General features: G+C 51.5%; 22 protein-coding genes. 4 read left to right on the top strand and 18 right to left on the bottom strand.

Annotation, left to right across the window (positions count from 1 at the left end):
- Positions 1-12 precede the first annotated feature (12 nt).
- From hypA to DRI82_RS13310, 14 genes are all read right to left on the bottom strand, one after another.
- Positions 13-354, bottom strand: coding sequence for a hydrogenase maturation nickel metallochaperone HypA (gene hypA, locus DRI82_RS13375; protein ID WP_114194416.1), 342 nt, complete (start codon positions 352-354; stop codon positions 13-15).
- A complete protein-coding gene (gene hybE, locus DRI82_RS13370; protein ID WP_114194415.1) occupies positions 354-839 on the bottom strand; it encodes a hydrogenase-2 assembly chaperone in 486 nt (161 codons plus the stop codon). Before hybE ends, hypA begins: the two co-directional genes overlap by 1 nt.
- Complete coding sequence (locus DRI82_RS13365; protein ID WP_114194414.1) at positions 832-1323, bottom strand: HyaD/HybD family hydrogenase maturation endopeptidase; 492 nt, start codon at positions 1321-1323, stop codon at positions 832-834. The genes hybE and DRI82_RS13365 overlap by 8 nt, the downstream gene beginning before the upstream one ends.
- On the bottom strand, positions 1323-3026 hold the full coding sequence (hybC, locus tag DRI82_RS13360; RefSeq protein WP_114194413.1) for a hydrogenase 2 large subunit: 1704 nt from the start codon (positions 3024-3026) through the stop codon (positions 1323-1325). Before hybC ends, DRI82_RS13365 begins: the two co-directional genes overlap by 1 nt.
- The gene (gene hybB / locus DRI82_RS13355) at positions 3004-4203 is read right to left on the bottom strand and encodes a Ni/Fe-hydrogenase cytochrome b subunit (protein WP_114194412.1); all 1200 of its coding nucleotides are present in this window, start codon (positions 4201-4203) and stop codon (positions 3004-3006) included. The genes hybC and hybB overlap by 23 nt, the downstream gene beginning before the upstream one ends.
- Positions 4190-5191 (bottom strand): hydrogenase 2 operon protein HybA, encoded by a 1002-nt coding sequence (gene hybA / locus DRI82_RS13350; protein WP_114194411.1) that lies wholly within the window; start codon positions 5189-5191, stop codon positions 4190-4192. Before hybA ends, hybB begins: the two co-directional genes overlap by 14 nt.
- A 2-nt stretch (positions 5192-5193) precedes the next feature.
- Positions 5194-6327, bottom strand: a complete 1134-nt coding sequence (hybO, locus tag DRI82_RS13345; RefSeq protein WP_114194410.1) for a hydrogenase 2 small subunit — start codon at positions 6325-6327, stop codon at positions 5194-5196.
- Positions 6328-6952: 625 nt separating this feature from the next.
- Complete coding sequence (locus DRI82_RS13340) at positions 6953-7501, bottom strand: desulfoferrodoxin family protein (RefSeq protein WP_114194409.1); 549 nt, start codon at positions 7499-7501, stop codon at positions 6953-6955.
- A gap of 13 nt (positions 7502-7514) precedes the next feature.
- Positions 7515-9215 carry a medium-chain fatty-acid--CoA ligase gene (gene fadK / locus DRI82_RS13335; RefSeq protein ID WP_114194408.1) on the bottom strand — a complete coding sequence of 567 codons (1701 nt, stop codon included), beginning with the start codon at positions 9213-9215 and terminating at the stop codon, positions 7515-7517.
- A 73-nt stretch (positions 9216-9288) separates the two neighbouring features.
- Positions 9289-9573, bottom strand: a complete 285-nt coding sequence (locus tag DRI82_RS13330; RefSeq protein WP_114194407.1) for a ferredoxin family protein — start codon at positions 9571-9573, stop codon at positions 9289-9291.
- Entirely contained in the window at positions 9570-10859 is a 1290-nt protein-coding gene (locus DRI82_RS13325) for an FAD-dependent oxidoreductase (RefSeq protein WP_114194406.1), read from the bottom strand. The genes DRI82_RS13330 and DRI82_RS13325 overlap by 4 nt, the downstream gene beginning before the upstream one ends.
- Before the next feature lie 80 nt (positions 10860-10939).
- Complete coding sequence (locus DRI82_RS13320) at positions 10940-11887, bottom strand: FAD-binding protein (RefSeq protein ID WP_114194405.1); 948 nt, start codon at positions 11885-11887, stop codon at positions 10940-10942.
- A gap of 18 nt (positions 11888-11905) precedes the next feature.
- Entirely contained in the window at positions 11906-12670 is a 765-nt protein-coding gene (locus DRI82_RS13315) for an electron transfer flavoprotein (RefSeq protein ID WP_114194404.1), read from the bottom strand.
- Between the two features lie 8 nt (positions 12671-12678).
- Positions 12679-13827: an acyl-CoA dehydrogenase gene (locus tag DRI82_RS13310; RefSeq protein ID WP_114194403.1), complete on the bottom strand. Its 1149-nt coding sequence runs from the start codon at positions 13825-13827 to the stop codon at positions 12679-12681.
- 663 nt (positions 13828-14490) lie between these two features.
- Between DRI82_RS13310 and DRI82_RS13305 the strand changes: the two genes are divergently transcribed.
- The 4 genes from DRI82_RS13305 (at position 14491) to DRI82_RS13290 (ending at position 19775) form a co-directional block, all read left to right on the top strand.
- A complete protein-coding gene (locus DRI82_RS13305) occupies positions 14491-15657 on the top strand; it encodes an acyl-CoA dehydrogenase family protein (protein WP_114194402.1) in 1167 nt (388 codons plus the stop codon).
- Positions 15658-15781: 124 nt separating this feature from the next.
- Positions 15782-17086, top strand: a complete 1305-nt coding sequence (locus tag DRI82_RS13300; protein WP_114194401.1) for an MFS transporter — start codon at positions 15782-15784, stop codon at positions 17084-17086.
- Between the two features lie 230 nt (positions 17087-17316).
- A complete protein-coding gene (locus tag DRI82_RS13295) occupies positions 17317-18528 on the top strand; it encodes a CaiB/BaiF CoA transferase family protein (RefSeq protein ID WP_114194400.1) in 1212 nt (403 codons plus the stop codon).
- Positions 18529-18806: 278 nt separating this feature from the next.
- Entirely contained in the window at positions 18807-19775 is a 969-nt protein-coding gene (locus DRI82_RS13290) for a helix-turn-helix domain-containing protein (protein WP_114194399.1), read from the top strand.
- Positions 19776-19795: 20 nt separating this feature from the next.
- Here DRI82_RS13290 and DRI82_RS13285 read toward each other — a convergent pair whose 3' ends face one another.
- From DRI82_RS13285 to fabV, 4 genes are all read right to left on the bottom strand, one after another.
- Positions 19796-21076, bottom strand: coding sequence for a type II toxin-antitoxin system HipA family toxin (locus DRI82_RS13285; RefSeq protein ID WP_114194398.1), 1281 nt, complete (start codon positions 21074-21076; stop codon positions 19796-19798).
- Complete coding sequence (locus DRI82_RS13280; RefSeq protein ID WP_211317664.1) at positions 21069-21383, bottom strand: helix-turn-helix domain-containing protein; 315 nt, start codon at positions 21381-21383, stop codon at positions 21069-21071. The genes DRI82_RS13285 and DRI82_RS13280 overlap by 8 nt, the downstream gene beginning before the upstream one ends.
- A gap of 239 nt (positions 21384-21622) precedes the next feature.
- Positions 21623-22270 (bottom strand): GNAT family N-acetyltransferase, encoded by a 648-nt coding sequence (locus DRI82_RS13275; protein ID WP_114194396.1) that lies wholly within the window; start codon positions 22268-22270, stop codon positions 21623-21625.
- 66 nt (positions 22271-22336) lie between these two features.
- Positions 22337-23533, bottom strand: a complete 1197-nt coding sequence (gene fabV / locus DRI82_RS13270) for an enoyl-ACP reductase FabV (protein ID WP_114194453.1) — start codon at positions 23531-23533, stop codon at positions 22337-22339.
- Between the last annotated feature and the right edge of the window lie 940 nt (positions 23534-24473).

Below are 24473 nucleotides of genomic sequence, written 5' to 3'. Positions count from 1 at the left end.
ATCACTCCTCAATTATTCCACTTCCATCTGTTTAATCTGCAAACTGTCACCGCCTTCAATGCGCAGACGGTGACCACTACAGACAGGACACGGTGCATCGTGGCGGGTAACTGCGACTTCTTGACTGCAATCCCAACACCAGGCGCGCGCATTCCGGTAACTCAGATGTAATTGACATCCCTCCGCCACGGTGTGGCGGCAGACGCTTTCAAAACAAAAGGCCAGCGCACTCTCTTCAACACAGGAAAGTACGCCAATTTCTATCCACACCGCCGTCACCCGTTGTGCACCATGGTTTTGTGCCTGCTGTTCAATCAGCTCCAACGCGCTCTGGCAAAGGGATATTTCATGCATCAGCTCATGCTCCGCTTAGGACTGAATAATGCACGGCGACTGCGATTGACGGGATGATCCGCATCAACCAAAGGCAAAGAGAGCGCCATTTTGGCACTTTGTGTTGCCAGCAATACCGCCTGCTCCGCCGACATCCCTTCTTCCAGCGGTGACATCAGGGAACGGCTCAGGTATTGACCGCCGGCCTGCGTTTCACTGACGGTAAAACTGACATTCCCACACGGCAGCGCCAGCGCCTGACGCTCACCGACGACCCGGCGGACCCAGAGTTGCCCCGGCCCCGGTAAAATCACCAGGCTTAGCATCCACGGCGTCAACATCGCACCAAACCACTGGCCTTCAAAGAGTGCCATTCCGCAGGCACGAACCGGAATGTGTCCCTGATAAAAAGGCAGGGAATACATCTGGTCGTCAGCGATCTCGGTGAAGATATTTTCCAGCAGCGTGGCGGGGTTTTCTTCATGCCCCAATACGTCGTCAGACATGATCGACCTCCTTCTCAGTCACCGTTACGCCGCTGGTACGCAAGGCAGCGACAACCTGATCAAGCGCGGCATCAAGGGAACGCGATATCGTTCCGGTCAAGCCGATACCTACTGCCAGTGATTCAGGCTCGACACCAACGAGAGTCAGGCGCTGCGGGAATTCACCGGTCATGTGCAAAGCCATCAGTACATCGGCCAGCCCCAACTGGTGCGGAGAAATTTTGCGGGTATAAAGCGCAGGCACTTCACCGTCGCGCAGCACCGTGACGGTACCGGGAGGACTTCCGGTAAGTATAGCGTCAGCCACGATCAGATGTTCGCGGCACGCCATATCACCCATCAATTCCATTCCCGAGGTGCCGCCATCCATCACGTCAACCTGCGGGGAAAGGTTGAAGCGCTGTTCCAGCGCTTCAACAATTCGAACACCAATAGCTTCATCACTGAGTAGCAAATTGCCTATACCCAGTACCAATATATTCATTACAACACCTTAACCTTGGTGACTTCACCGCCGGTAGCATCAACGACGTGAACCGCGCACGACATGCAAGGGTCAAACGAGTGAATGGTTCTGACCACCTCAAGCGGTTTGGTGATGTCTGCAACCGGGGTGCCAATCAGCGATCGTTCATACGGCCCCGGCACTTCATCATTGTTGCGCGGCCCGGCGTTCCAGGTCGAAGGAACCACGGCCTGATAGTTCTCGATCTTGCCGTCCTTGATCACCACCCAGTGCGACAACATGCCGCGCGGAGCCTCTTCGAAACCCACACCGCGGATTTCGCCTTTCAGCGGGATATCCGGTTTGATGAAGGTCTGGTGATCGCCGTTACCGATATTGGTAACAAGCGCCTGCCACTGTTCCGCCAGCGTATCTTTCAATACGCTACAGTGAACGGTACGGCCAATGATGCGCCCGAGGGTGGAATGGAGATGCTCGACGCCGAGCGTATTGCCGGTCACCGCTTTGTACGCCTTGGCGACCTGATTAAAGTGCTCGGTGGTGCTCTTGTGACCCGCTGCCAGCCCACAAAGCAGGAATGCAACCGGCCCCACTTCAACCGCTTTACCGTAGAAAGTCGGTGCCTTGACCCAGGAGTATTTACCGTCTTCCTGCCAGCCGGTGTATTTAGGGCGCGTCAGCCCTTCCCACGGCGCCAGCGGCTCGTCGTCCTCATACCAGGCGTGTTTGCCACTCTCTTTGATTCCGTCCATCAGGAATTTGTCCTGATGCGTTTCGATAGGACGGTAGCGCGAGAAGTCACCATTTTCGAGGTAACCGCCTGGCAGCAGGAATTTCTGGTTTTTACCGTCGATAGGCAGTTCAGGGACGCTGAGATAATGATCCGCGCCTTTCCCCAGCGACAACCATTCCGGGTAGTGCGCAGCAATAACCACGGCATCAACTTTATAAACCTGCTCGATAAAGTCACCCAGCCGATCGATAAAGGATTTGATGTACATCAGGCGCTCAAGGTTGAGCACGCTCGGCGCATCAAGATTGATCGGGTTGGCTACACCGCCCACCGCCAGGTTCTGGATGTGCGGGGTCTTGCCACCAAGAATGGCGACGATGCGGTTGGCATCACGCTGGCATTCAAGTGCTTGCAGGTAGTGCGCCACCGCAATCAGGTTAATCTCCGGCGGCAATTTCATTGCCGGATGACCCCAATAACCGTTGGCGAAAATACCCAGTTGACCACTGGCAACCAGATCCTTGATTTTCTGCTGGGTCTTGCTGAATTCTGCCGCGCTGTTCAGCGGCCAGGTGGAGAGCCCCTTCAGAATGGCTGCCGCTTTTTCAGGATCGGCTTTCAGCGCGGAGGTCACGTCAACCCAATCCAGCGCCGACAGTTGGTAAAAGTGAACGATGTGATCATGGATGCTGTGCGCCGCCACGATCAGGTTGCGGATATATTGCGCGTTGATCGGAATAGCCATATCAAGCGCATTCTCCACTGCCCGCACGGAGGCAATGGCGTGAATGGTGGTACAAACACCGCAGATACGCTGCACGATCATCCAGGCATCGCGCGGGTCGTTCCCCTTGAGGATCTCTTCCATCCCGCGCCACATGGTGCCCGATGACCAGGCTTTGACAACTTTGCCCTGCTCAATTTCGCAGTCAATCCGCAGGTGTCCCTCGATTCGGGTTACGGGATCAATGGTGATTCGTTGGCTCATGCTCTACCTCAACCTTATAGTTTTTATGGTCGCGTTCCATCGCTGGAAGCACCGGCAACAGCCGGATCAATAATATGTATGCACAGATCTCGATGGCGACGAAGCTAATGGAGATCAGGATTTCTGGTGTGGTGGGGAAATAGTGGTAACCGGCACCGGGGTCCAATGCCAACAGTGAATAGTTGATGCGCCACAGCGCGCCACCAAACACCATGCTCAAGGCACCGAGGAACAGCATGCGGGAATCCTCGCGGCTGCGCTTCCAACGGAACACCACCAGCGGGAACAGCATGAACAGGGTTTCTACCCAGAACATCACGGAGTAGCGATCGAGATGCGCCAGATAACCCAACTTGCCGTGCATTGCCAGTTCGCCGAAACGCAGGCAGATAAACACAATGAGGAACACCTCAATGAGACGCATCAGCCGGGAGAACAGCGATCTTTCATCAGGGCCGCGGCCCAGTAAACCGGCCTGGGTCAGCGAGCCTTCGAAAACCACCATTGAAAAGCCAAGAATAAAGGCAGTCAACAGCGAGTAGACCGGCAGCAGCTCGTAACTTTGCCACAGTGGATGTACTTTCACGCCAGCAACAATCATCAGTGAACCCATCGATGACTGGTGCATTGTCGGTAACAGCGCGCCCAGGGCGATGATCAGGAACATCACTTTGTTGATCCGCTTGAGTGAGACTTTCCACCCCAGCCTTTCAAACAGCACCGGTGCAAATTCCAACGCCATGACACCGATATAGATCGTCATACAGACGGCCGTTTCAAACAGTACCGAGGCAGTATTGAAGTGGCCCGGCAGAAAGAAGTACGGCAAGTTCCAGTAACGGCCTACGTCGATGGTGATTGACAGTCCACCCAGTGAATAACCGAACAGGCTGGCCAGCAGGGCCGGGCGCACCAACGGATGGTATTCACCGCGGTTGAAGACGTAAACGGCCCATGCCAGCGCCCAGCCACCGCACGCAAGGCCGGTGCCGATCAGTAGGTCAAACGATATCCATAACCCCCACGGATAGCCGCCATTCAAACCTGCGACCGAACCGATACCCATCACCAAACGTCGGATAATCAGCATGACGCCAATGATGACGAACGGTCCAAAAAACATCATCGGCCAATTGACCAGGCGTCCACCCAGCGGGCTGGTTTTATGCGTCGTCATGATCATCCTCCTTATTGTCATGATCGCGGGTATTGCGGTGCACCAGTACGGAGAGACCGGCAAGAACCGCCAGAGGTAAAACCATGCCTTTATACAGCGTGTGCTGGACGTATTCCGAACGCGCACCCGTGGAGAGATCGGCCAGAGGCGGGAGATCCAGATTCTGGGAAGGGACACCTGCCAATACCAGAACCTGTGTTCCACCGCCCTCTTTTTCACCATAGACGTGAAGATCGTACTTGGCGACCGGGTGTTCGTAGGTGTCGTTGGCACTCAGTGTCTGGCGCGGATAACGGTAGTTTTCCCCGCTCTTCAGCGTCAGCCGGTGTTTGGCTTCGGCCAGCAATTCCTCGCGGGTGCCATAAATCACCGCACCGGTTGGACAGACTTCCACGCACCCCGGCAATCCGCCCTGATCGAGCCGCTCAAGCCCTTTCTGGTTGCACAGTTCGCACTTGTGGATTTTGCCAAAGGGATTTTCGTAGTCGTATTTGGGCACGTTGAACGGGCAACCGATCATGCAGTAGCGACAGCCGGTGCATACATCGGGATCGTAATGAACGATACCGGTTTTGGGATCTTTCTTCAGCGCAGTTACCGGGCAAACGGAGACACAGTTGGGATCAACACAGTGCATGCACTGCTTTTTGATGTAGGCGTAGCCATTTTCCAGCTGATCCTTTTGTGTGCCGTCGCCGCTCGTCCAAACCTGAATAATATTGTTGGTATAAGGACTCAGCTTGTCGTTGTTCGACCAGATCGCCTCACCCCCGGCATAAATCTTACTCTCCGGGTTGTATTCAGACTGGTTGAGTTGCTGGCATTTACTGACGCATGCCTGACACCCCACGCATAAGGTAGAGTCATAGAGCATGCCCAGTGAACCGGGAATGGGCGGTCTATTCTCCGCGCCCGCCCGGCTGACCGACGGCGTTCCGACCAGCAGGGCACCGGCAGAAGCGAGTTTAAAAAAGTTGCGTCTGTTCACAGCTACTCCTCCCGAGAAGAGCGTTCGGCATCCTTGCGGCGCTGTTTTTGTTGTCGGCCCAGTTCACGGACTGTCATCAGGCTAACCCCAACCACCACCCCAATCGCCCCGCCAATCAGACCGACAGCGGTTGTCGATACCTCCCCGCCTTCGCGCATCTGCACATTCGGTTTATTGTCTCGCGGAGTAGGATTCACCACGCCGGCAAGTTGGAAAATACCTTTGGTGAAACCGATTCCCTCCTCATTGCAGCCGTAACAAGGGTGGCCGATACCGACAGGCCAGATACCACCGCCCACATCGCAAAACTCCAGCGTGGAGCAGTTGCCGTAGGTTTCCGGTCCTTTACATCCCAAATGGTAGAGACACCAGCCCTGACGATGCCCGTAATCGCCAAACTCCTTGGCGAAACGACCGGCGTCAAAATGCGGGCGGCGTTCGCAGTTTTCATGGATCAAGCGGCCATAGGCAAAGGTTGGTCGCCCTTTACTGTCCAGTTCAGGCGGACGCTGGTAGGTGATGATATGCGCCACGGTGGCGAGGAAGTTATGCGGGTTGGGAGGACATCCTGGGATGTTGATCACCGTTTTACCCGGCAGGACATCTTGCAGGCTGACCGCACCGGTCGGATTGCCACCGGTGGCTGGGACACCGCCCCAGGCAGAACAGGAACCGATCGCAATGATCGCAGCCGCATGCTCGGCAGCCTCACGGATATGATCCACAATCGGCTTACCCGCCACCATGCAGTAGATGCCCTTATCCTTCAGAGGAATAGAGCCGTCTACGACCAGAACATATTTGCCCTTGTACTGTTCTATCGCACGGTGTTTGTTTTCCTCGGCCTGATCGCCAAATGCAGCGGACAGCACTTCGTGATATTCCATCGAAATCACGTTGAGGAGCAGGTTTTCTATGGTCGGATGGGTGGCCCGTAACAGGGATTCAGTGCAACCCGTACACTCCTGGGCACCGATCCAGATTACCGGGGGACGCTGGGGCGAACTGACAGACTTGGCCATTTCCGCCGCAGCCGTTCGACTCAGACCCATGGTGGCAGCCATGGCTGCACAAAGCTTCATAAAATCCCTGCGGCGCAACCGCGGGAGAAGTAGGTGATTGCTCAAGGTGTACATCTCCTTCATTATTATATTACAGCGACTCCGCGCTATTTTTTCGGCTTCGCCGTTTCTACTGGCTGATTTAAGCAATATGACTTAGAAAATTCTTAGAAAGCCCCTGCAAAACTCCCGCATGAACCAAATCAAAAACTTCGAGTCAATCCCGGTTCTTTGACCGTTTATTTGTCATTTGCATTTATGCAATAAGTCGTGAGTCCTCTACGTTGTGAGCGCTTCACCTGCGCCAGAATCCTTTCCTGATAACGAAATAATAGATCTCTTGAATGCGCGCATCTTTGTCTAAAGTCGTCTTTTCATACCTTTCTTAAAATTGTTTTCACCATTACATTGACGTCACTTATGGAGTAGTCAAAGCCTTATCTCGCACCGTAACGGGTAACTTATTGATCCTTTGGTTGTTCACCGCTAAGCCCTTCAATACCCAGTTCAGCCAACATCCGGGAACATTCTGCGGCACAATAGCCAGTTGTTAGATCAATTACCGTGATTGCCGCCAAAGGGTTTATCACCTTTCCCTATAGAAGCTAAGGTTATTCATCAAGAAGCGTTTCAGCTCTCTTTCCAATAGTTTTTTGGCGGGAAATGTGGTCGATTTTTAGTCAACCGACCATGCCGTTAACTACATGGTGGTTTTCCATAAGCCGTGCTCATTGCAATAGGCATAAGCGGTGAAACCACGCTTACAGTTGAATTTGCAGCGATTGCCCTTGCACACCAGGCGATCGCAATAGACATAGGCATCTTTGTCTGACAACGCAAAGGTGGCTCCGGCCACGTTTTCCGTTGAGATGAATTTGATTTGCCCACCCTGGAAGGTATGCAGGTAGATCCATTCCAGATGATGTTCGGCCTGCATCGGGTGTGCCGGTTCACCCACGGTGACCGTCATGACGTTGGCATCAAACCCGCCGGAAATCACCATATCGACACGGTGTGCGGCGGCATCAGCATCCGTTTCATCGCGGGCAGTCAGTTTTTGCATCGACTGACCGCAGCAGCGAATATCGAGATCGCTGTCGGACGGGTTTTCCTCAACGAGCAACCGATGGCATGCATCACAAAGATAAAATGCTGGCTCGGCCACGACGAATTTGGGCTTGGTGCTGTTTTTGATGCGGGTGGAAACCCGCGGTGGCCGGTGAGTACGCTGTTCTGTGCGGTTTTCCATCCACTGCCTCCCCCTACTGTTGTGTCCAATGGAGGCTATGTGGCTGGAGGGAAACGCTTGTTGCCAGGCATTCCGACGCGTCACCTTTCTCCTGTTCAAGCTTGCAGAAAATATCTTGCCGCAGCTGGAATTTTTTAATCTTTCCCGATCCGGTGCGCGGCAACTGTTCCACCAACTCCAGACGTTCCGGGTATTTGTATTTCGCCACCCGTTTGCGGCGGAAAAAGTCCACCATCTCCTCAAACGTCAGTGGCGTTTCATCCTCTTTCAGCACCACGTAGGCGCAGGCCCGCTCGCCGAGCCGCTCATCGGGCATGGCGACAACCCCGGCATCACGAACTTTGGGGTGCTGCAACAGAATCTCTTCCACTTCCCGGCTGCTGATGTTCTCCCCGCCACGGATGATCATGTCCTTTTTGCGGCCCGTGATCTTGATATAACCGTCGGCGTCTTTGCGACACAAATCACCGCTGTAATACCAGCCGTCCTCATCCAGCATCCGTGCGGTCAACTCCGGTTCATGCAGGTAGCCGACGAACACATTGGGCCCGCGCGACGCCTCTTCGCCTTCGATGCCGTCCGCCACGTTTTGCCTCACCCTGTCGACCACTTTGACCTCGATTCCGGGTGCGGCAATACCATCCGTGTTAATCATCCGGGAGAGGGGATCGTCGAGTTTCACCATCGTATGCGGTGCACTTTCCGTCGCGCCATACACGCTCAATACTTTGAATCCGGCTTTCAGGCACTCTTTCACCATTTGCCGTGGCACCGTCGCGCCGCCACTGAGGAAAAAGCGCAGCGATGAAATGTCATAAGGGTGTTTCTTTAACTCACAAAGTACGTCGAAAACGAACGGCGTCGCGCCCATGATGCAGGTGCACTTTTCCCTTTCGAGCAGCGTCAGGCAAGCCTGTGGCGTGAAGATATCGAGAATGACACTGCGCGCGCCAATCAGGAAAGGAGCCGTTACGCCGTGCAAAAAACCCGTGGCATGCGCCAGCGGTGCAGGCATCAGAATCGTGTCGAGATAGGTGATATTCAGCGCCGCGCAGTAGGCCCGCTCGCTGGCAATAATGGTGTTATGGGTCAGCATCACCCCTTTCGGGACACCTTCGGTGCCGGAGGTAAATAACACTGCCGCCAGATCGTCACCGTGTGTTTTTACACAGCCGTCCATCGGTTCATACGCTTGCAGCAGTTGGCTCAGGGTCGTGAAGTCACAGGCTTTGGGCGTCTTGTCCACTGCAATCACCCGTTGCAGATGCGGCAATTCCGGCAGCAGCATGCGGATTGTTGCCGGTGGGTCATATTTTTTGAATTCGACAGGGATAAACAGAACGCGCGCGGCACATTTATTCAGAATGTAGGCCAGCTCGGTTTCGAGATAATTCGGCATCAGCGGCACCGCCACCGCGCCGACTTTGAGACAGGCGATATAAATCGCAGTGAACTCCGCCCAGCCCGGCAGTTGAAAAGCAACGCATTCGCCAGGCGCGATACCGAAGTCCAGCAGGCTGGTGGCAATCCGCGCAGCCATCTGATCCAGTTCAGCGTAGGTGTATTCGCTGCCCTGCCAATCCGTGACGGCGACTTTATCGGGTGAAACACGCACCGCCATCTGCCAGTAATCCGCCAGCGATGCGTCCCCCCAATGCCCTTCTTTACGGTACTGCGCTCTTCGCGCTTCATTTAACCTGACGGTGACGGACATATCCTCAGTCTCCTTGAATTAACGCCAGAACGAGACAACAGCTCGTCTGGCGTTAATAACGTCAATGACGGAGTTAGCCGAAGCGAAACTCAACGCCTAGGGTACCTTGCGGATACTCCCACTTTTGCAGGATGGTATTGCCACAAAGCACCCGGCAGGTTCCGCACTCCAGACATCCGGCATAGTCAAAATGCACCGTTCCGTCCTCGGTCAGTTTGTAGAGGTTTGCCGGACAGGCTTTAATCAGCTTGGCCAGTTCCTTGCGATCGGGGTTATCCACCAGCACGATGTGAGGATTCTCTTCATCCACCCGGAATTTATTCACCCCCAGTTTCACATCCACATTCAGCGCACTCATAGCGATCGCACCCCTCTGAAACCGTCTTTCAATAGATTGAACAGACCCACTTGCTTGCCATGACCCAGCATCTTGTTGAGGATTGGACGGCTCGGTTGACCATCAATCACGAACAGATCGGCCATCAGTCCAGCCGCCATTTGTGGGTACTGGGTGAACATGCGCGGGTTTTCCAGGAAAGCAGGCAATTTTTGATACAACTTCATATCTTTCAATACGAAACTCTTTTCCAGACGCTTGCGATACCCCGCCAACCCTGACGCGGTGAAATCCTGTTTTTCTTTAGCGTCGATCGCCGTCAGCGCGGCTGCTTCGGCAGAGGCGATCGCCAGATCCATGCCGCGAATGGTATAGCCGAGATTGAGGCACATTCCTGCCGCATCACCGACCACCATCGCCCCGTTGGCACTGAGAATCGGCAGCATGTTCATCCCGGCTTCCGGCACCATGTGCGCAGAGTATTCCACCATTTTTCCACCCTGAATCAGCGGACGGATTGCCGGATGCTGTTTGAAATCTTCCAGCATCTGCGGGACGCTTTTGCTCGAATTTTCAATGCCTCCCAGACCGCATACCACGCCAAGGGAGATCGAATCGCGGTTGGTATACAGGAATCCGCCACCCAGCATTCCATCGGTTGGCGAACCGGCAAACATCCACGCCGTGCCTTCACCCGGTGCCAGATTGAAGCGATCCTCCAACTGCGACTGTGGCAACTCGATTAACTCTTTCACGCCGACGGCGACGCTATGCGGCGAGATATCGCCCACCATGCCCGCCGCTTTGCCCAGCAACGAGTTCACGCCATCCGCCAGAATCACAATGTTGGCTTCCAGCGCGTCATCACCGGCCTGCACGCCATAAATCTGGCCGTTTTCCATCAGCAGCGAATCAACCCTGACGCCCGGAATAAATTGCGCCCCGGCGGCTTCTGCCTGTTCCATCAGCCATGAATCGAAACGGCTGCGCAACACGGTGTAGGACGCCTGGAGCGGCACATCCGGTTGCTCTGAGTGATAATCGAGCGTGACGGCACTGTCCTGAGTCAAAAAGGATATTTTTTCCCGGGTGACTTTACGTTCGATGGGTGCCTCTGCGGCAAAACCTGGCATGATCTTTTCCAGACTGTGCGCATAAAGGCGACCGCCGGTCATGTTTTTGCTGCCCGCAAAGTTACCGCGCTCGATAACCAGGACGTCAAGTCCGGCCTTCGCCATCACATAACCCGCAACACAGCCTGCCACCCCGGCTCCCACCACGATGGCATCAAATCTATCTTCTGACATATTGTTTACCTCGGGAGCGGTAGCGACTGCCGGTGTAGGTCAGTCGCTACCCTTGCTAACGGATGCTTGCAAAAAAACGCTTAGCGTTTGAGTTGCTCAACCAGCGCAGGAACCACCTTGTAGATGTCACCCACCAGGCCATAATCAGCAAACTGGAAAATCGGGGCGTTTTTATCTTTATTGATCGCCACGATAGTGCGTGCGCCGTTGCCGCCCACCATGTGTTGGATTTGACCGGAGATCCCCAGCGCAAGGTAGAGATCGGCCTTGAGCAGCACGCCGGAAACGCCGATATAGCGTTCGCGTTCCATCCAATGTTCCCCTTCCGCGATGGGGCGTGAACAACCCAATTCGGCTTCCAGGACATCGGCCAGCGCCTGTACCATCTTCAGATCGTCCTGGGCAGCCAGGCCGCGCCCAATTCCCACTACGCGTTTTGCTTTGCTCAGATCGACACTGCTGCCCTGTTTGGCGCGACGCTCCTTGCACACCAGCGCGTTGGCGGGCGTCACGTAGTCAGCCTGGACAACCTGCGCTTTACGTTGCGGATCTTCTGCCAGCGGCTCAAAGACGCCCGGCATCAGGGTGACAATCGCCAATGGCGACGACATGACTTCGTTGCCAAACGCCAACCCACCATAAAGCCGGTGTTGCGCGCAGATACCGCCCGCATCCAGACTTAACGTGGTTGCATCGTTGACCAGCGCCACATCCAGCAACACACTCAGTCGGGCCGCCAGCGCCTTGCATCTTTTGGTGGCGCTGAACAGTAACAATGTGGGCTGGGGCGAACACTGGCGCACAATGGTCGCGAGGGTTTCGGCATAATTTTCAACCATCGGTTGCGAGGCTTTTTCCCCCAAGGCATAGACACAACTTGCGCCCTGACGTGCCGCCATGGCGACATCGTCATCTGATCCAAATACCGCCGCAGTGACGTTGTCACTTAGTTGCGTGGCGGCCGCCAGAAGTTCGGCATAGCGATCTTTCAAATCGCTGAAAACCAATACGTTTGCCAATTTGCTCATTACGTTTTCTCCTCTGGCTTAATTCAGCGCTTTGCGCAGATGTTCCGCCAGCGCGCTAATGGCTTCTGGTGAATCACCTTCAATCATCACCCGTTTACGATCTGTCTGTTCCGGGGCATACACTTTGGCAAGCCGAACCTGCTCGGCAACCGGTGCCCAGCCAACGTCCGCCGCGCTCCATAGGGTTACCGGCTTCTTGCCTGCACCCAGAATCGCCTTCATGGTGGGAATCTTCGGTGTATTGATGTCTGACGTGACGCAAAGCACTGCCGGAAGCGGTACTTCGATGACTTCAATCTCATCTTCCAGGGTGCGTTCTACCAACACTCCGCCGTCAATGGCGGTAATGCGGCTGACCGCATTCAACGTAGGGAGCTTCAGCAGTTCGCCTACCAGCAACCCCACCTGTTGGGCATAGAGATCGCCAGAACCTTCGCCGCACAGCAGGAGATCAAACTCTACTTTGCTCGCCGCTGCCGCCAGCGCCCTGGCCGTTTGATACGGCAACGCCTGTTCCAGTTGGGCGTCCTGTACCAGATACAGCGCCTGCGGCCCGCGCGAGAGGATGTCTTTGCGCGCTTTGGTGTTATCCAGCGCTTTGCCGCCGGCACTCAGGGCGATAACTTCACCTCCTTCGCCCGCCAACTGCACGCCCGCTTCTACCGCGTTCAGGTCAAACTGACTGATTTTTGTTTCGGCACGGTCGAAATTGAGGCTGCGATCGCCAGCCACGACAATGTCCTGCTCTTCTGGCACCAACTTGTAGCAAGTGATTATTTTCATCGTGTCCCCTACTTATTTTCGTATTGTTTGAGGATTTGCCGACCGGCGATATAGACCATGATTTCGTCGGTGCCGCCGCCAATACGGTTAACACGGGTATCACGCCAGAAGCGCGAAATACGGCTGTCGTCGGTATAACCCAGGCCACCGAGGATCTGCATGGCATCGTCAATAACTTCGCAGGCTGACTGCGCACAATAGATTTTGCACATTGGCGAGGAGAGTCGCATCGGCAGGCCGTTGTCGCATTCCCATGCCACTTTGTAGACAAAGTTTTTCATGTTCTGAATTTTGATCGCCATTTGGGTCAGCTTGAGTTGAATCATCTGGAACTGACCAATGGTTTTACCGAATTGAACGCGTTGATTGGCATACTTGGCTGCATCTTCAAAAGCACATTCCGCCACGCCCAGTGAGTGCGCAGCGATAACCAGCCGCTCGATGTCGAAGTTTTGCATCATGTGGATGAAGCCAAAGCCTTCTTTACCCACCATGGCGCTCTCTTCTACTTCCACATTGTCCAGGAACACTTCGCAGTTGCTGACCATGTGCCAACCCACTTTGTGCAGGTTGTTGAGCTTGACGCCCGGTGCCGTAGGTTCGATCCACCACAGCGTAAAGCAGCGTTTGGGATCTTCAGGTTCAGGGTTACGTGCCAGAACCAGCATGTAAGGGAAGTCCTTCGCGCCGGTGATGAAGGTTTTCTGACCGTTGAGATAAACTTTGCCGTTTTTACGGGTATAGGTGGTGGCAATGCGATTGTTGTCCGATCCCGCCTGCGGTTCAGTGAAGGCCAGCGAATAGGCTGGAATGCCCGTCAGCCCGGCTTCTGCGGTTTTTGCCAACTGCTCTGGGCTGCCAAAGGTCTCCATGTTATGAATACATTGGCCTTCAGTCATTATGTAGGCAGGGGCACCCATACGGGCGATCTCTTCCAACACCAATACCTGAGTCATCATGTCTGCAGGTACGCCGCCCAATTCCTCAGGGATGCCGAGTAAACCAATGCCGCTCTCAGCCAGTGCTTCGAAAAATTCACGCGGGAATTTGCGTGCTTCGTCACAGGATCTGAAATATTCATCGGGAAAATCACGCGTGATTAATTCGCGAATACTCGCTAGCAGTAATTCTTGCTCTTCGGTTAAACTGAAATCCATGTTACCCCCTGTTTATTGCCTATTTTGGAAGCCCATTACGTCTCCACTCGATAAATGGCAATGGTGATGGCGAGATGTTGGTTTTATTAGTGGTAAAGTGACATGCGAAGATATTCAATGAAGCAACAGGCAAGCATGCAGATTAAATTAACCAGCGCGCTTACTCGTTAATCTGGCGGGTTCATTGAGTTATTTTTGCATATCCTCCTCAATAATATGGCTGCGAGTATATGTCCCATGAAAAAAATCCAACACTGACAATTCCAGCCATTAGCAGGACAAAACGCACACCCGGTTAAAACCGGCCTGCTTTTATTTATCTGGCCATTATTACGTGTATTTGAAAACAGCAAATAAATCAATTAAATTACTTAAATTTCAATCACATAACACACATCATTGACGCAAGTATGAAAAAGTTGATCTCTGTCGCATTACGCTAAAAAAGAGGATAATTCGAACTCATCACGTTTTTACGGGGAAGTTTTCAACATTTGAATTAAAAGCCGTACAGATCACTTAACGTCACCTTTGCACGATTTGTCCTTCTATTTGCTTAATATGTCAATTCTTTATCTGTCAATGACGAGCCTATACTCACTGCGAATTGCACCACACCTCAATTTAATGGATTTAAAACCGAGATCAATATAGAGGTTAAACATGGCCATATTATCAGCGAAAGAACTTGCTGCGTTAAAGATGAAAGTCCGCAACGTTACCGAAACCGAACTCGAAGAATTACAACTCGAAGTTGAAAGAACTAACGTATTTCCAGACGCCTATTATGATGTCTGCCGTAAAAACGATCTATTCCGTTTAGCAATCCCTGAAGAATATGGTGGTTTGGGCCTCAACTGCGAACAATTCTTTTCTGTGATGGAAGAGTTCTGCCGCGGCCCTGGCGGTATGCGTATGAACCTGCACCACGCCAACGGCCTTAACTGGCGCATCCTGCGCGACCATGGCCCAGAAGATCTGAAAGCAAAATGGTTACCGCTGCTGGCCAACAAAGATTTCTATATTAACTTCGCGTTGACGGAAGCAGACTGCGGTTCTGGTGCCGATATTCGCACCACCGCCGTGAAGAAAGGCGACCATTATGTACTGAACGGCACCAAGACACTGATCTCGCACACGGATATCTCCGATGCCAGCTACGTGATTGCCGTGACTGACGAAACAAAACGCAAGAAAGGCGGCTTGACGGCGTTCCTGATTGAAACCAAATCGCCGGGTTATTACATCGACCCAATGCCACACATGATGGGTTGCCGCGGCGCAGGTCATGCTTATCTGCGTTTTGAAAACCTGGAAGTGCCTGCGCATAACATTATGGGTAAAGAAGGCGACGGTCTGGATATCTTTATGGATGCCCTCGCCCACTCCCGCGCCATGATTGCCGTCACCTGTCTGGGTATGTCACAACGCTTCCTTGAGTTGGCGATTGCCAGAGCGAAAGATCGCGTTACTTTCGGCAAACCACTGGTTGCGCGTCAGGCTATTCAGCAGACTCTCGCCGACATGGGAACCCAGGTACACGCCCTGCGTACCATGCTGACAGATTGCGCCCGCAAGTTTGACCGCGGGGAAGATATCGAAATGGTCTCCGCAATGTGCAAATTGCACGGCATCGACACGGTTCGTACCGTCTCCGATGGTTGCCTGGAGATCTTCGGCGGTATCGGCTACTTCGAAGATAACCCGTATGGCCCGGTAGAAAGAATGTACCGCGACGCCCGCGCATTATGGTTCGAAGAGGGTCCACGCACCGTACAACGTTTGACTATCGCCCGCCCACTGATTGCCTGTGGTGGCGATATTAAATAACGCGTACGTGTCCACATGAACCTACAGACTGCAACGGCTACATCTCTCTCACTAAGGTGTAGCCTTTTCTGTTTTTACTTATCCGTTGTTAACTTTTCCGTTTTGAACAAACGGGGAGCCACAAATGAGTACATCGATTGGTAATAGACGCTGGGGCATTGCCGTACTGCTGATTATTGACTATTTCGTTATGTTCGTGGCCAGAACCGGTATGTCAATGTGCGGACCGGCACTCATGGCCGAGTATGGCTGGACCGCTACCCAATTTGGTTGGGTCTCCACCGCATTTTTCATCGGCTACGCAGTGACCATGCTGCCCGCAGGTGCGCTGGCAGACCGCTTCGGTGGCGGTATTGTGCTGGTCACCGGTACCCTCTGGTGGGCCTTCTTCACCTTCCTCACCCCTTTCGGCGAGACCCTCGGTTTAATGATGCTGGTGCGTATTTTTGTCGGGATCGGCCAGGGATTACTGGTGCCCGCAAACTTCTCACTGCTGGCGAACTGGGTGCCGAAAAGCGAATCCGGCAAGGCGACGGGGCTTTTGCAGATTGGTTGTCCGGCAGGGATTGCGGCCTCCATGTTAATCGCCGCCTGGATTATCCAGATGTGGGGCTGGCGCACCGTGTTTTACTCTTTCTCGGTGCTGGGTCCCATCTGGTGTCTGCTCTGGTGGCGTTTGGGCAAAAACAGTCCGGCACTTGATCCCAATATCAGTGCGGCTGAATTGGCCTATATCCAGGCCGGTCAGGGGAAAACGGCGCAGAGCCCGGTCTCAACGGCACCTGTTCTGTCGAAAAAAGATATCTTCACTACCCCTTCCGTCTGGGGATGTGCAATGTGCTATTTCTGCACAAACTATCTGTTCTTCCTGTTCATGACCTGGCTACCCACCTATTTCGCGATGGGTCGCGGTATCGATCTCAAACAGAGTGCCATTTACTCGATGATGCCGTATCTGGTGGCAATATTCGCTTACCCTCTGGGCGGATTGATCGCCGATAAAGCAGCCAAAATGTTTGGTGAAAACGCGGGTCGTAAATTGTGCCCACTGATCGGCCTGCTCCTCGCTGGCGTGTTCCTGGTTCTGGGAACCCGCGCAAGCAGCTTGTGGACGGCAACCGGTCTGATCTCCGCTTCCAACTTCTTCTTGTGTTTAACCATGGCTTCGCACTTCTCCATTCCCATGGTTTTCTCGCAGAAAAATACCGGAATCATTGTGGGTCTGAATGGATTCTTTGGTACCGCCGCAGGGATCCTCTCCCCGGTGTTCTCAGGCTTGATTATTGATATATCAGGTAAATATGAATACGCACTGTATCTGGGAGCGACCATGGCCATTATCGGTGCGGCCATTATGCTGATGACCCGAATACGGCCAGTAGAGCGGCGGGAAGAGCGGCACTCTGGTGGTGTGACAGCAAGTTCATAACGTCGGTTAGCCGGGAACCCGATAGACCGGGCCACAAAAATGCGATGACTGTCCTCAATTCTGCTGACAGGTTCGATTTGTCCATTTACTGGCTCGGTTTGTCGGTGTTTTAAGCGAATCAGACAATTCTATACTTCAACTACCTCTCTGACCCACCTTTGTAGTGTCAAGACTGGATGCGACAGGGCGTGGTCAGCTCAGGTGTTTAATCATTGTAAGGAGTAGATTCAATGCGACCACTGGAAGGCATCAAGATCATTGACCTGACTTCGTTTCTTGCTGCGCCAACCGTTCCCCGGATCCTGGGGGATTGGGGCGCAGACGTCATTAAAATTGAGCCACCCGCCGGCGATCCCGGGCGTACGCAAGCCTCAGTATTCAACATGCCGTACAGTGATGAGGAAAATCCGGCGTTTGATATTGCCAACGCCAACAAACGTTTCCTCTGCCTTAATCTGAAAAATGAAAAAGCCAAAAGTGTCGCCTATGAACTGCTGGCAACGGCTGACGTTATCGTCACCAACTATCGAACCAATGCGCTGAAAAGATTGGGTTTCTCGTATGAAGAATTGAGCCTGCGTTTTCCGCAGATTATTTTTGCGCAAATTTTGGGCTACGGTGAAAATGGGCCGGAGAAAGATACTGCCGGTTTCGATGCCACTGCCTATGTGTGTCGCGGCGGTATTTTGGGCTCCACCAACGAACGCGGTGAAACGCCTATTAACTCTGTCAACGGATTCGGTGATTTCCAGGCGTCGATGTGCCTGGCTGCGGGTATCTGTGCTGCACTGGTCTCCCGTCAGAAAACCGGCAAAGGCGATAAAGTGACGGTGAGTTTGCACCACACCGCGCTGTTTATGATGAGTATTGCCGTCACCTCTTCGCAATATGGCAACGTTTACCCCAAATCACGCAAAGAAGTCGCCAACCCGTTCAACAACACCTATAAGACCAAAGACGACCGCTGGATGGTTATCTGTATTCCTGAATACGATCGCTACTTCAATAAATTCATGACGCTGCTTGAAAGAGAAGATCTGCACGATAATCCGGATTATTGCCGTATCGGCGATGTGAACCTGCATGGCAAGAACAGCGAAATCATTGAGATCATCAGCCAGCAGGTGGCGAAAAAGACGTTGGCCGAAATCACCGCCCTGCTTAAAGCCAATGACTTTGCTCATGAGAAAGGTTACACACCGGATGAAATTCTGCAGGATGAACAAGCCTGGGCCAATGATTGTCTGCGCTGGGTTGAATATCCTACCGGCAATAAACGCATCATGACCACGCCACCGGTAAACATCAAAAGCATGGGGGAAGCCCGCATTATTCCTTCACGTAAACTTGGTTACCATTCGCAGGATATCCTTCTTGAATACGGGTATTCGCAAGCAGATATTGACCTCCTTAGAGAAGAAGGTGCTGTCGTTATTTCATAATAAATGGCCTCATCGCCCTACTTTGTAAGTAGGGCGATGAATTTTTCAACCAGTTCTTTCTATCAACCTTTTCTTATTAATAGTAAGTGATACTTGGGAGGGTGACCTCCGTAACACCTGTAGACCGTAAAATTTTATAGCATGACGTGTTCCACGCGTAACCTGGGCTGCGAGTTTTGATGGGGCTTAATAAGTTGAAATAAAACGAATTACTATCTCCTACCTGTATTCAATGATAATTAACCGAACGCTCGGACAGAGAAAAAGGGAGAAATGCCATGACTACGACGATACCGACGTATGCACTATATGGTGAGCCGTCTGAACTAAGCTGGGATAATTTTTTCAATCTTGAATGGATTTCCGAGCGATCCAAAATACATAACTGGAAAATTCATCCCCACGTCCACGAAAATCTTATCCAGGTTCTGTTCTTGCAGCGCGGCAGCGTAGATGTGCTGCTTAATTATTCCAAGCAGACCGCCGTCTCCCCTTGTCTGATTCTGATCCCGGCACAAACTGTCCATAGCCTGCACTACACGTCAGACACCGAAGGTCTGACGGTAACCATTTCGCAGAAGGCATTGGAATCGATGATTCATTTGCTGATCCCTAATCTGTTGCCGCTGATCCACGAACCGCGCATCACGCCGCTCAATAGAAATGGGCATAACGATGAGCGCGTTTTGCAGTTGTACATGGCCATTGAACAAGAATTATCGATGCCTGCGCTGGGCCAGACCGCGATGTGTATGTCGTTGGTATCGGCACTTTTTATCCAGATACTGCGCCTCAGCGATATTTTACCCAAGGCCAACCAGCAAGCGTTGTTTTCCCGCAAGGCAGAACAGATCGATAAATTTCTGAAAATCGTTGAGCAGAAATTCAGGATGCGGCTCTCTATTGATGACTACGCCAACGAGATGGGAATGACACCGGGACATCTGTCGCGACTGTGCCGTTTGGCTCTGGGGATTTCGAGCCTTGACGTGATCAATATGCGGGTCATTCAGGAAGCGCAGCGGGAATTGGTCTATACCTCAAAAACCATCAAGCAGCTCGCAGCGTCATTGGGGTTTGTTGATGAAGCCTACTTCACCCGTTTCTTCCGCAAGCACGTGGGTGTGAGTCCTAAAAAATTCCGCTCTTTGGCCATCACTCAAATTTTTCAGGCTGACGAGAGCCAGCCAGTGGAGAGCCGTACTCCGCATGAATCAGATGTAAAAATGTTCGGGCATATTTTCTGATTGGGTTATCGGGACCAAAATTACCTCATCTGATTTTTTGCAATAAGCCCTTTGATGTTGGTGTCGATACGTTCCTGAATAGTACGGAGTGTTGCACCTGAGATCTGCTTTCGGAACATCCCTTCCGCCTTTAATGAAAAGCTGGCGGCGACATCGCAGATTCTCTCAATGATGGAGGCTATCTGTTGAACTGTAAGTTCCGTCTCCTCTTCCCCTAGGGACATGATGTGTTTTCGTCTGATTTCCAGCGCTTCCCCCATCACGTCCATCTGATGATAGCCCCCAGGGCCTTCACAATAGGTAACGTCGTAGGCTGGTGCCAGTTTCCATTGGCCAGCAGATGACATGAGGTACGAGAAATTTTTGGGGTGATCGTCGCGGTTGTTGAAAGCGATGTTAAAGACGATCCGTTCAAATGCCAGTGACTTCTCACGCACGTCGTTAGTACACATCTGTGTCGCGCGCAAAAAATTGCTGTAATCGAGAGCCCCAGGAGACTGGTAATCCGCGCTGGTGAAAGCCGCGAGGCTTTGCATGGGAACCCTCATACCCCTATGTCGATCGAAACGTTTTGTGGCGAATGCTGCCTGCCCGTTGGGCAAACTAAAATATTGCGTGTCTGGGGTTTGGATATTGCAGTCCCGCAAGCATTGCGCATATACAGCCTCGATCGCACAAACTTCCGGATGCTCTTGTCGAGCCGGAAACTTGATTAACCAGTTTTCGAAACCGGCTACAGATTTTGTCGTGAATTTCCCTGATTGAGGATCTCGACAAAGTAGGGCTTTTGGTCTGGCGCCCTGGGGAGAGCCGCCAATTTGTATCAGCCTTTGCAAAAACTCGCCCCCCTCACCATCAAGCACCTCCTGAACTTCTGAGGCTAACTGGTTGAGAGGAATATCCTTTTGCGGGGGGGATGCTTCGGGTTCCGCGGGCTGGAATGACATCGCCCCCATCGCATTGGCTCCGACATAGGTCAATCGTTCCAACGGACCGATTCGTGCAGCATTAAGACCCCGCTGCTTAAATAAGCGATCCATCAGCAGCATGCCCCACCCATCAGGGAGCGCATCATAAACCGGCCCTGGAAGCCCTAGCTGATGAGAAGGAAAGTCTCTGCGTAACTTGGGGCCACGCAAAGGTAATCTGAATGAGGACAATTCGATCCCTTGCCGTATCGCTTCATCACTGTATTCAAACATGATGAGTGGGCGACCGGTGAGTGCGGTTGAGGACATCAATGTCCCCCATTTCCAATGTTCTCCCCAACCTTCGTAATAGACATCGACTTTATTAGGCATTATGGGTCTTCTTTTTTACACGCTGACGCTTGGCGCTTTCCTCATAACGAAGAATGTCATCCAGAGTGTCTACCTTTGGTTTGAATAGCTCTTCAAGCTCTTTGACCCGTCCAAGCACCATCGCCACTCTTACGACATTATCGAATCCCACATTCCGTCCGGATTCAAGATTGGACACGGTGTTCACTCCGATACCAGCCCGCGCAGCGACTTCAGCCTGCGTCATCTGCTGTAACAGGCGCTCCTTACGTAGTCGATCACAAAGGAGTTTAACAATTTCGCTTGGCTTACTGAGGCTTAAATCCATCATATCGTGTTCTATCCAAGAATAGTTGACTTAATATACAATATTACAGATTTAATGGCATCGACACCGATGGATTACATAAAACACTAAATTCTGTATTTAACATCTATCAGTGACAGATAAGTCACAGCTTAATGGAGTTATGTACGATAAAAAATTGAGTATTGGCCGCAAACACAGCGACTTTCGTTAAGCGAAACGCTTCATGGTGTGTAATACATTCTCAATGAGGTAAGGAGTTAAAGAGTTTCTGACAGACGACCCTCCCAACTTCCATGCTTTTGAGGAGCACGGTTAGTTAATTTGGCCTGCAACGATTTTTTCACGTCGGGCCATTCTGTATCGATGATACTGAAGCGAACTGAATTGCGCTTTCTGCCATCCGGCATGATGCGTTCATGGCGAACAATCCCTTCCTGTTTAGCGCCGATGCGCAATATTGCTGCCCTGGATTTTTCATTCAGCTCATCTGTGGTGAATTGAACGCGAATGCAATCCATCACTTCAAACGCATGCATCAAGAGCAAATACTTCATTTCAGTGTTGATGCCAGAGCGCTGCACCGATTCACTCAGCCACGTGTGCCCTATTTCCAGTTTTCGATTGATGCGATCGACCTTCCAAAAACGCGTGCTACCTACGATGCGACCACTTTCGCGTTGGATAATGACAAAAGGTATCACGGTACCGCTCGCTCTCGCGGCCAGAGCAGTGGAAATATACTGTTCCACTGTTTCTGGCCCGGGTATCGCGGTTACCTTCAGATTCCACAACGAACCGTCTGCGGCAGCTTCCAGCAAACCTGGCGCGTGCTCACGGTGCAGTGGCTGAAGTTCGACGATATCTCCTGAAAGCGAAAATTCTTCCTTTTTATCTGAATAACTCATTCTGTCGATAACTCCTTCTTACATTAATCTTCGCTAAAGTCGATCGCACCGCGTAGATAGCTATCTTTAAAGCTGGACGAGTTCAGGGATCTCTACGTTAGCGGCTACATCAGCCTCGTAATCGACACCTTCAATGCCGAATCCGAACAAGTGCAAAAACTCTTTCTTGTAGCCAGCGAAATCCGTTATTTCATAGAGATTTTCGTTGTTCACTTTATCCCAAAGTTGCTGAACGCTATTTTGAATTTGCGTATCAAGCTCTTTGTAATCTGCGCGCAAGCGGCCCTCTTCATCTATTAACGGTGCACTGCCATAGAGACTTTCTTTGTAGAGACCGTACACCTGCTCAATACACCCTTCGTGGGTTCCTTGCTCTTTCATCACTTTAAATAACAGGGAAAGATACAACGGCATCATGGGAATAGCAGAGCTGGCCTGGGTAACAACAGCTTTCAATACAGAAACCCGAGCGTCACCACCCTTTGCATTTAAGCGGTCGCGAATGGTGAGAACTCTTTTATCGAGGTCTTTTTTGGCCGCACCAATCGAACCGTTCCAATAGATGTCGTGGGTGATTTTTTCACCAAGATAAGTGAATGCCGTGGTCTTGGCACCTTCAGCCAATACATCTGCATCAAGCAGCGCATCAATCCACATCTGCCAATCTTCACCGCCCATAACGGCGACAGTACTGTTAATCTCTTCCTGCGTCGCAGGTTGCAGAACCGAGTCTTTGATAACTTCTTTGTCAGTATCCAGACCACGGATGCTGATCTCTTTGCCGATAGGTTTTAACGTTGAGTTAAAGACCTCACCCGTTTTCGGATGTGTGCGTCTTGGTGATGCCAGGCTATACACCACGAGATCAACCTTGCCCATATCACGCTTGATGATTTCAATTGTCTTCTTTTTGAGCTCATCTGAAAAAGCATCGCCATTGATGCTTTTGGCGTACAGACCTTCTGATTTGGCAAATTTTTCGAAGGCCGCTGAGTTATACCAACCGGCTGTGGCAGGTTTGTTCTCTTCGCCAGCACGTTCAAAAAAGACGCCCAGCGTATCAGCATCACAACCAAAGGCCGCTGTGATTCGAGCTGCAAGGCCGTATCCCGTTGAGGCTCCAATGACCAAAACCTTTTTAGGTCCTGACGTGATTTTTCCATTTTCTTTGACGTAGTCTATCTGCTTCTTAACGTTGGCTTCGCAACCAGCAGGGTGTGCCGTAACACAGATGAAGCCACGTATACGCGGTTTTATAATCATTTTTGCCTCAACAATAAAATCCAATAATTAAATGTCATGAGTAGGATACCGCTTGATTCATTTTCAGCAAAGTCTAATACCCGCCCTACCCTTCATGCAGCAGATATCTTGTTCAGTATGGTTTTTTTTCAGTGAAGATATAGGGGGTGCTAAAATCTTGAAATCTTGAAATCTTGAAATCTTGAAATCTTGAAATCTTGAAATCTTGAAATCTTGAAATCTTAGGATTATAGAATCACGTATGGCAACTCAATAATTACAGCAATTTCAATACATAACAAAAGAATCATGGGATTATATAATCCTGAAATCTTTGTATCTTTGTATCTTTGTATCTTTGTATCTTTGTATCTTTGTATCTTTGTATCTTTGTATCTTTGTATCTTTGTATCTTTGTATCTTTGTATCTTGGGAGCTTGGGAGCTTGGGAGCTTGGGAGCTTGGGAGCTTGGGAGCTTGGGAGCTTGGGAGCTTGGGAGCTTGGGAGCTTGGGAGCTTGGGAGCTTGGGAGCAAGCGTTCCTGCGATCGAATGCCGTGTCAAACGTTTTTGCAAGTCTTCTGTTCAAGGCCAGTTGGGCTATGTGATAATTTTGAAATCTCAGGATTACAAAATCCTTTAATCCTTTAATCCTTTAATCCTTTAATCCTTTAATCCTTTAATCCTTTAATCCTTTAATCCTTTAATCCTAGCATTTTGAATATATAGTTGATAAACAAGTATTTTTTACAAATCATGTCACAACACCTCGAATAAATAGCCGACGCGCCACCATCTCAACATCTCAACATCTCAACATCTCAACATCTCAACATCTCAACATCTTGTGATTCCAGGCTCTTAGGATGCAAGAAGTGGTGGCTTTGAATAACGACACGACACAATCTAAAGATTGGGAGATGTCAGGATGTTGAGATTATAGGATTCTATAACCCTGTGAT

This window comes from Edaphovirga cremea, assembly GCF_003332275.1.
Taxonomy (GTDB): Bacteria; Pseudomonadota; Gammaproteobacteria; order Enterobacterales; family Enterobacteriaceae; genus Edaphovirga; species Edaphovirga cremea.
The sequence above is the reverse complement of the archived record's forward strand: the minus strand, read 5'-3'. Positions and strand labels throughout refer to the sequence as shown.

Bases quoted from the DNA above. Each gene is read 5' to 3' on its own strand.
- DRI82_RS13285 (WP_114194398.1), bottom strand. From the start codon at position 21,076: ATGCCTAATAAAGTCGATGTCTATTACGAAGGTTGGGGAGAACATTGG.
- DRI82_RS13330 (WP_114194407.1), bottom strand. From the start codon at position 9,573: ATGAGTGCGCTGAATGTGGATGTGAAACTGGGGGTGAATAAATTCCGG.
- DRI82_RS13295 (WP_114194400.1), top strand. From the start codon at position 17,317: ATGCGACCACTGGAAGGCATCAAGATCATTGACCTGACTTCGTTTCTT.
- DRI82_RS13305 (WP_114194402.1), top strand. From the start codon at position 14,491: ATGGCCATATTATCAGCGAAAGAACTTGCTGCGTTAAAGATGAAAGTC.
- DRI82_RS13300 (WP_114194401.1), top strand. From the start codon at position 15,782: ATGAGTACATCGATTGGTAATAGACGCTGGGGCATTGCCGTACTGCTG.
- fabV (WP_114194453.1), bottom strand. From the start codon at position 23,533: ATGATTATAAAACCGCGTATACGTGGCTTCATCTGTGTTACGGCACAC.
- DRI82_RS13340 (WP_114194409.1), bottom strand. From the start codon at position 7,501: ATGGAAAACCGCACAGAACAGCGTACTCACCGGCCACCGCGGGTTTCC.
- DRI82_RS13365 (WP_114194414.1), bottom strand. From the start codon at position 1,323: ATGAATATATTGGTACTGGGTATAGGCAATTTGCTACTCAGTGATGAA.
- DRI82_RS13275 (WP_114194396.1), bottom strand. From the start codon at position 22,270: ATGAGTTATTCAGATAAAAAGGAAGAATTTTCGCTTTCAGGAGATATC.
- hybC (WP_114194413.1), bottom strand. From the start codon at position 3,026: ATGAGCCAACGAATCACCATTGATCCCGTAACCCGAATCGAGGGACAC.
- hypA (WP_114194416.1), bottom strand. From the start codon at position 354: ATGCATGAAATATCCCTTTGCCAGAGCGCGTTGGAGCTGATTGAACAG.
- DRI82_RS13290 (WP_114194399.1), top strand. From the start codon at position 18,807: ATGACTACGACGATACCGACGTATGCACTATATGGTGAGCCGTCTGAA.
- hybO (WP_114194410.1), bottom strand. From the start codon at position 6,327: ATGTACACCTTGAGCAATCACCTACTTCTCCCGCGGTTGCGCCGCAGG.
- DRI82_RS13280 (WP_211317664.1), bottom strand. From the start codon at position 21,383: ATGGATTTAAGCCTCAGTAAGCCAAGCGAAATTGTTAAACTCCTTTGT.
- DRI82_RS13315 (WP_114194404.1), bottom strand. From the start codon at position 12,670: ATGAAAATAATCACTTGCTACAAGTTGGTGCCAGAAGAGCAGGACATT.
- DRI82_RS13320 (WP_114194405.1), bottom strand. From the start codon at position 11,887: ATGAGCAAATTGGCAAACGTATTGGTTTTCAGCGATTTGAAAGATCGC.
- fadK (WP_114194408.1), bottom strand. From the start codon at position 9,215: ATGTCCGTCACCGTCAGGTTAAATGAAGCGCGAAGAGCGCAGTACCGT.
- hybB (WP_114194412.1), bottom strand. From the start codon at position 4,203: ATGACGACGCATAAAACCAGCCCGCTGGGTGGACGCCTGGTCAATTGG.
- DRI82_RS13325 (WP_114194406.1), bottom strand. From the start codon at position 10,859: ATGTCAGAAGATAGATTTGATGCCATCGTGGTGGGAGCCGGGGTGGCA.
- DRI82_RS13310 (WP_114194403.1), bottom strand. From the start codon at position 13,827: ATGGATTTCAGTTTAACCGAAGAGCAAGAATTACTGCTAGCGAGTATT.
- hybE (WP_114194415.1), bottom strand. From the start codon at position 839: ATGTCTGACGACGTATTGGGGCATGAAGAAAACCCCGCCACGCTGCTG.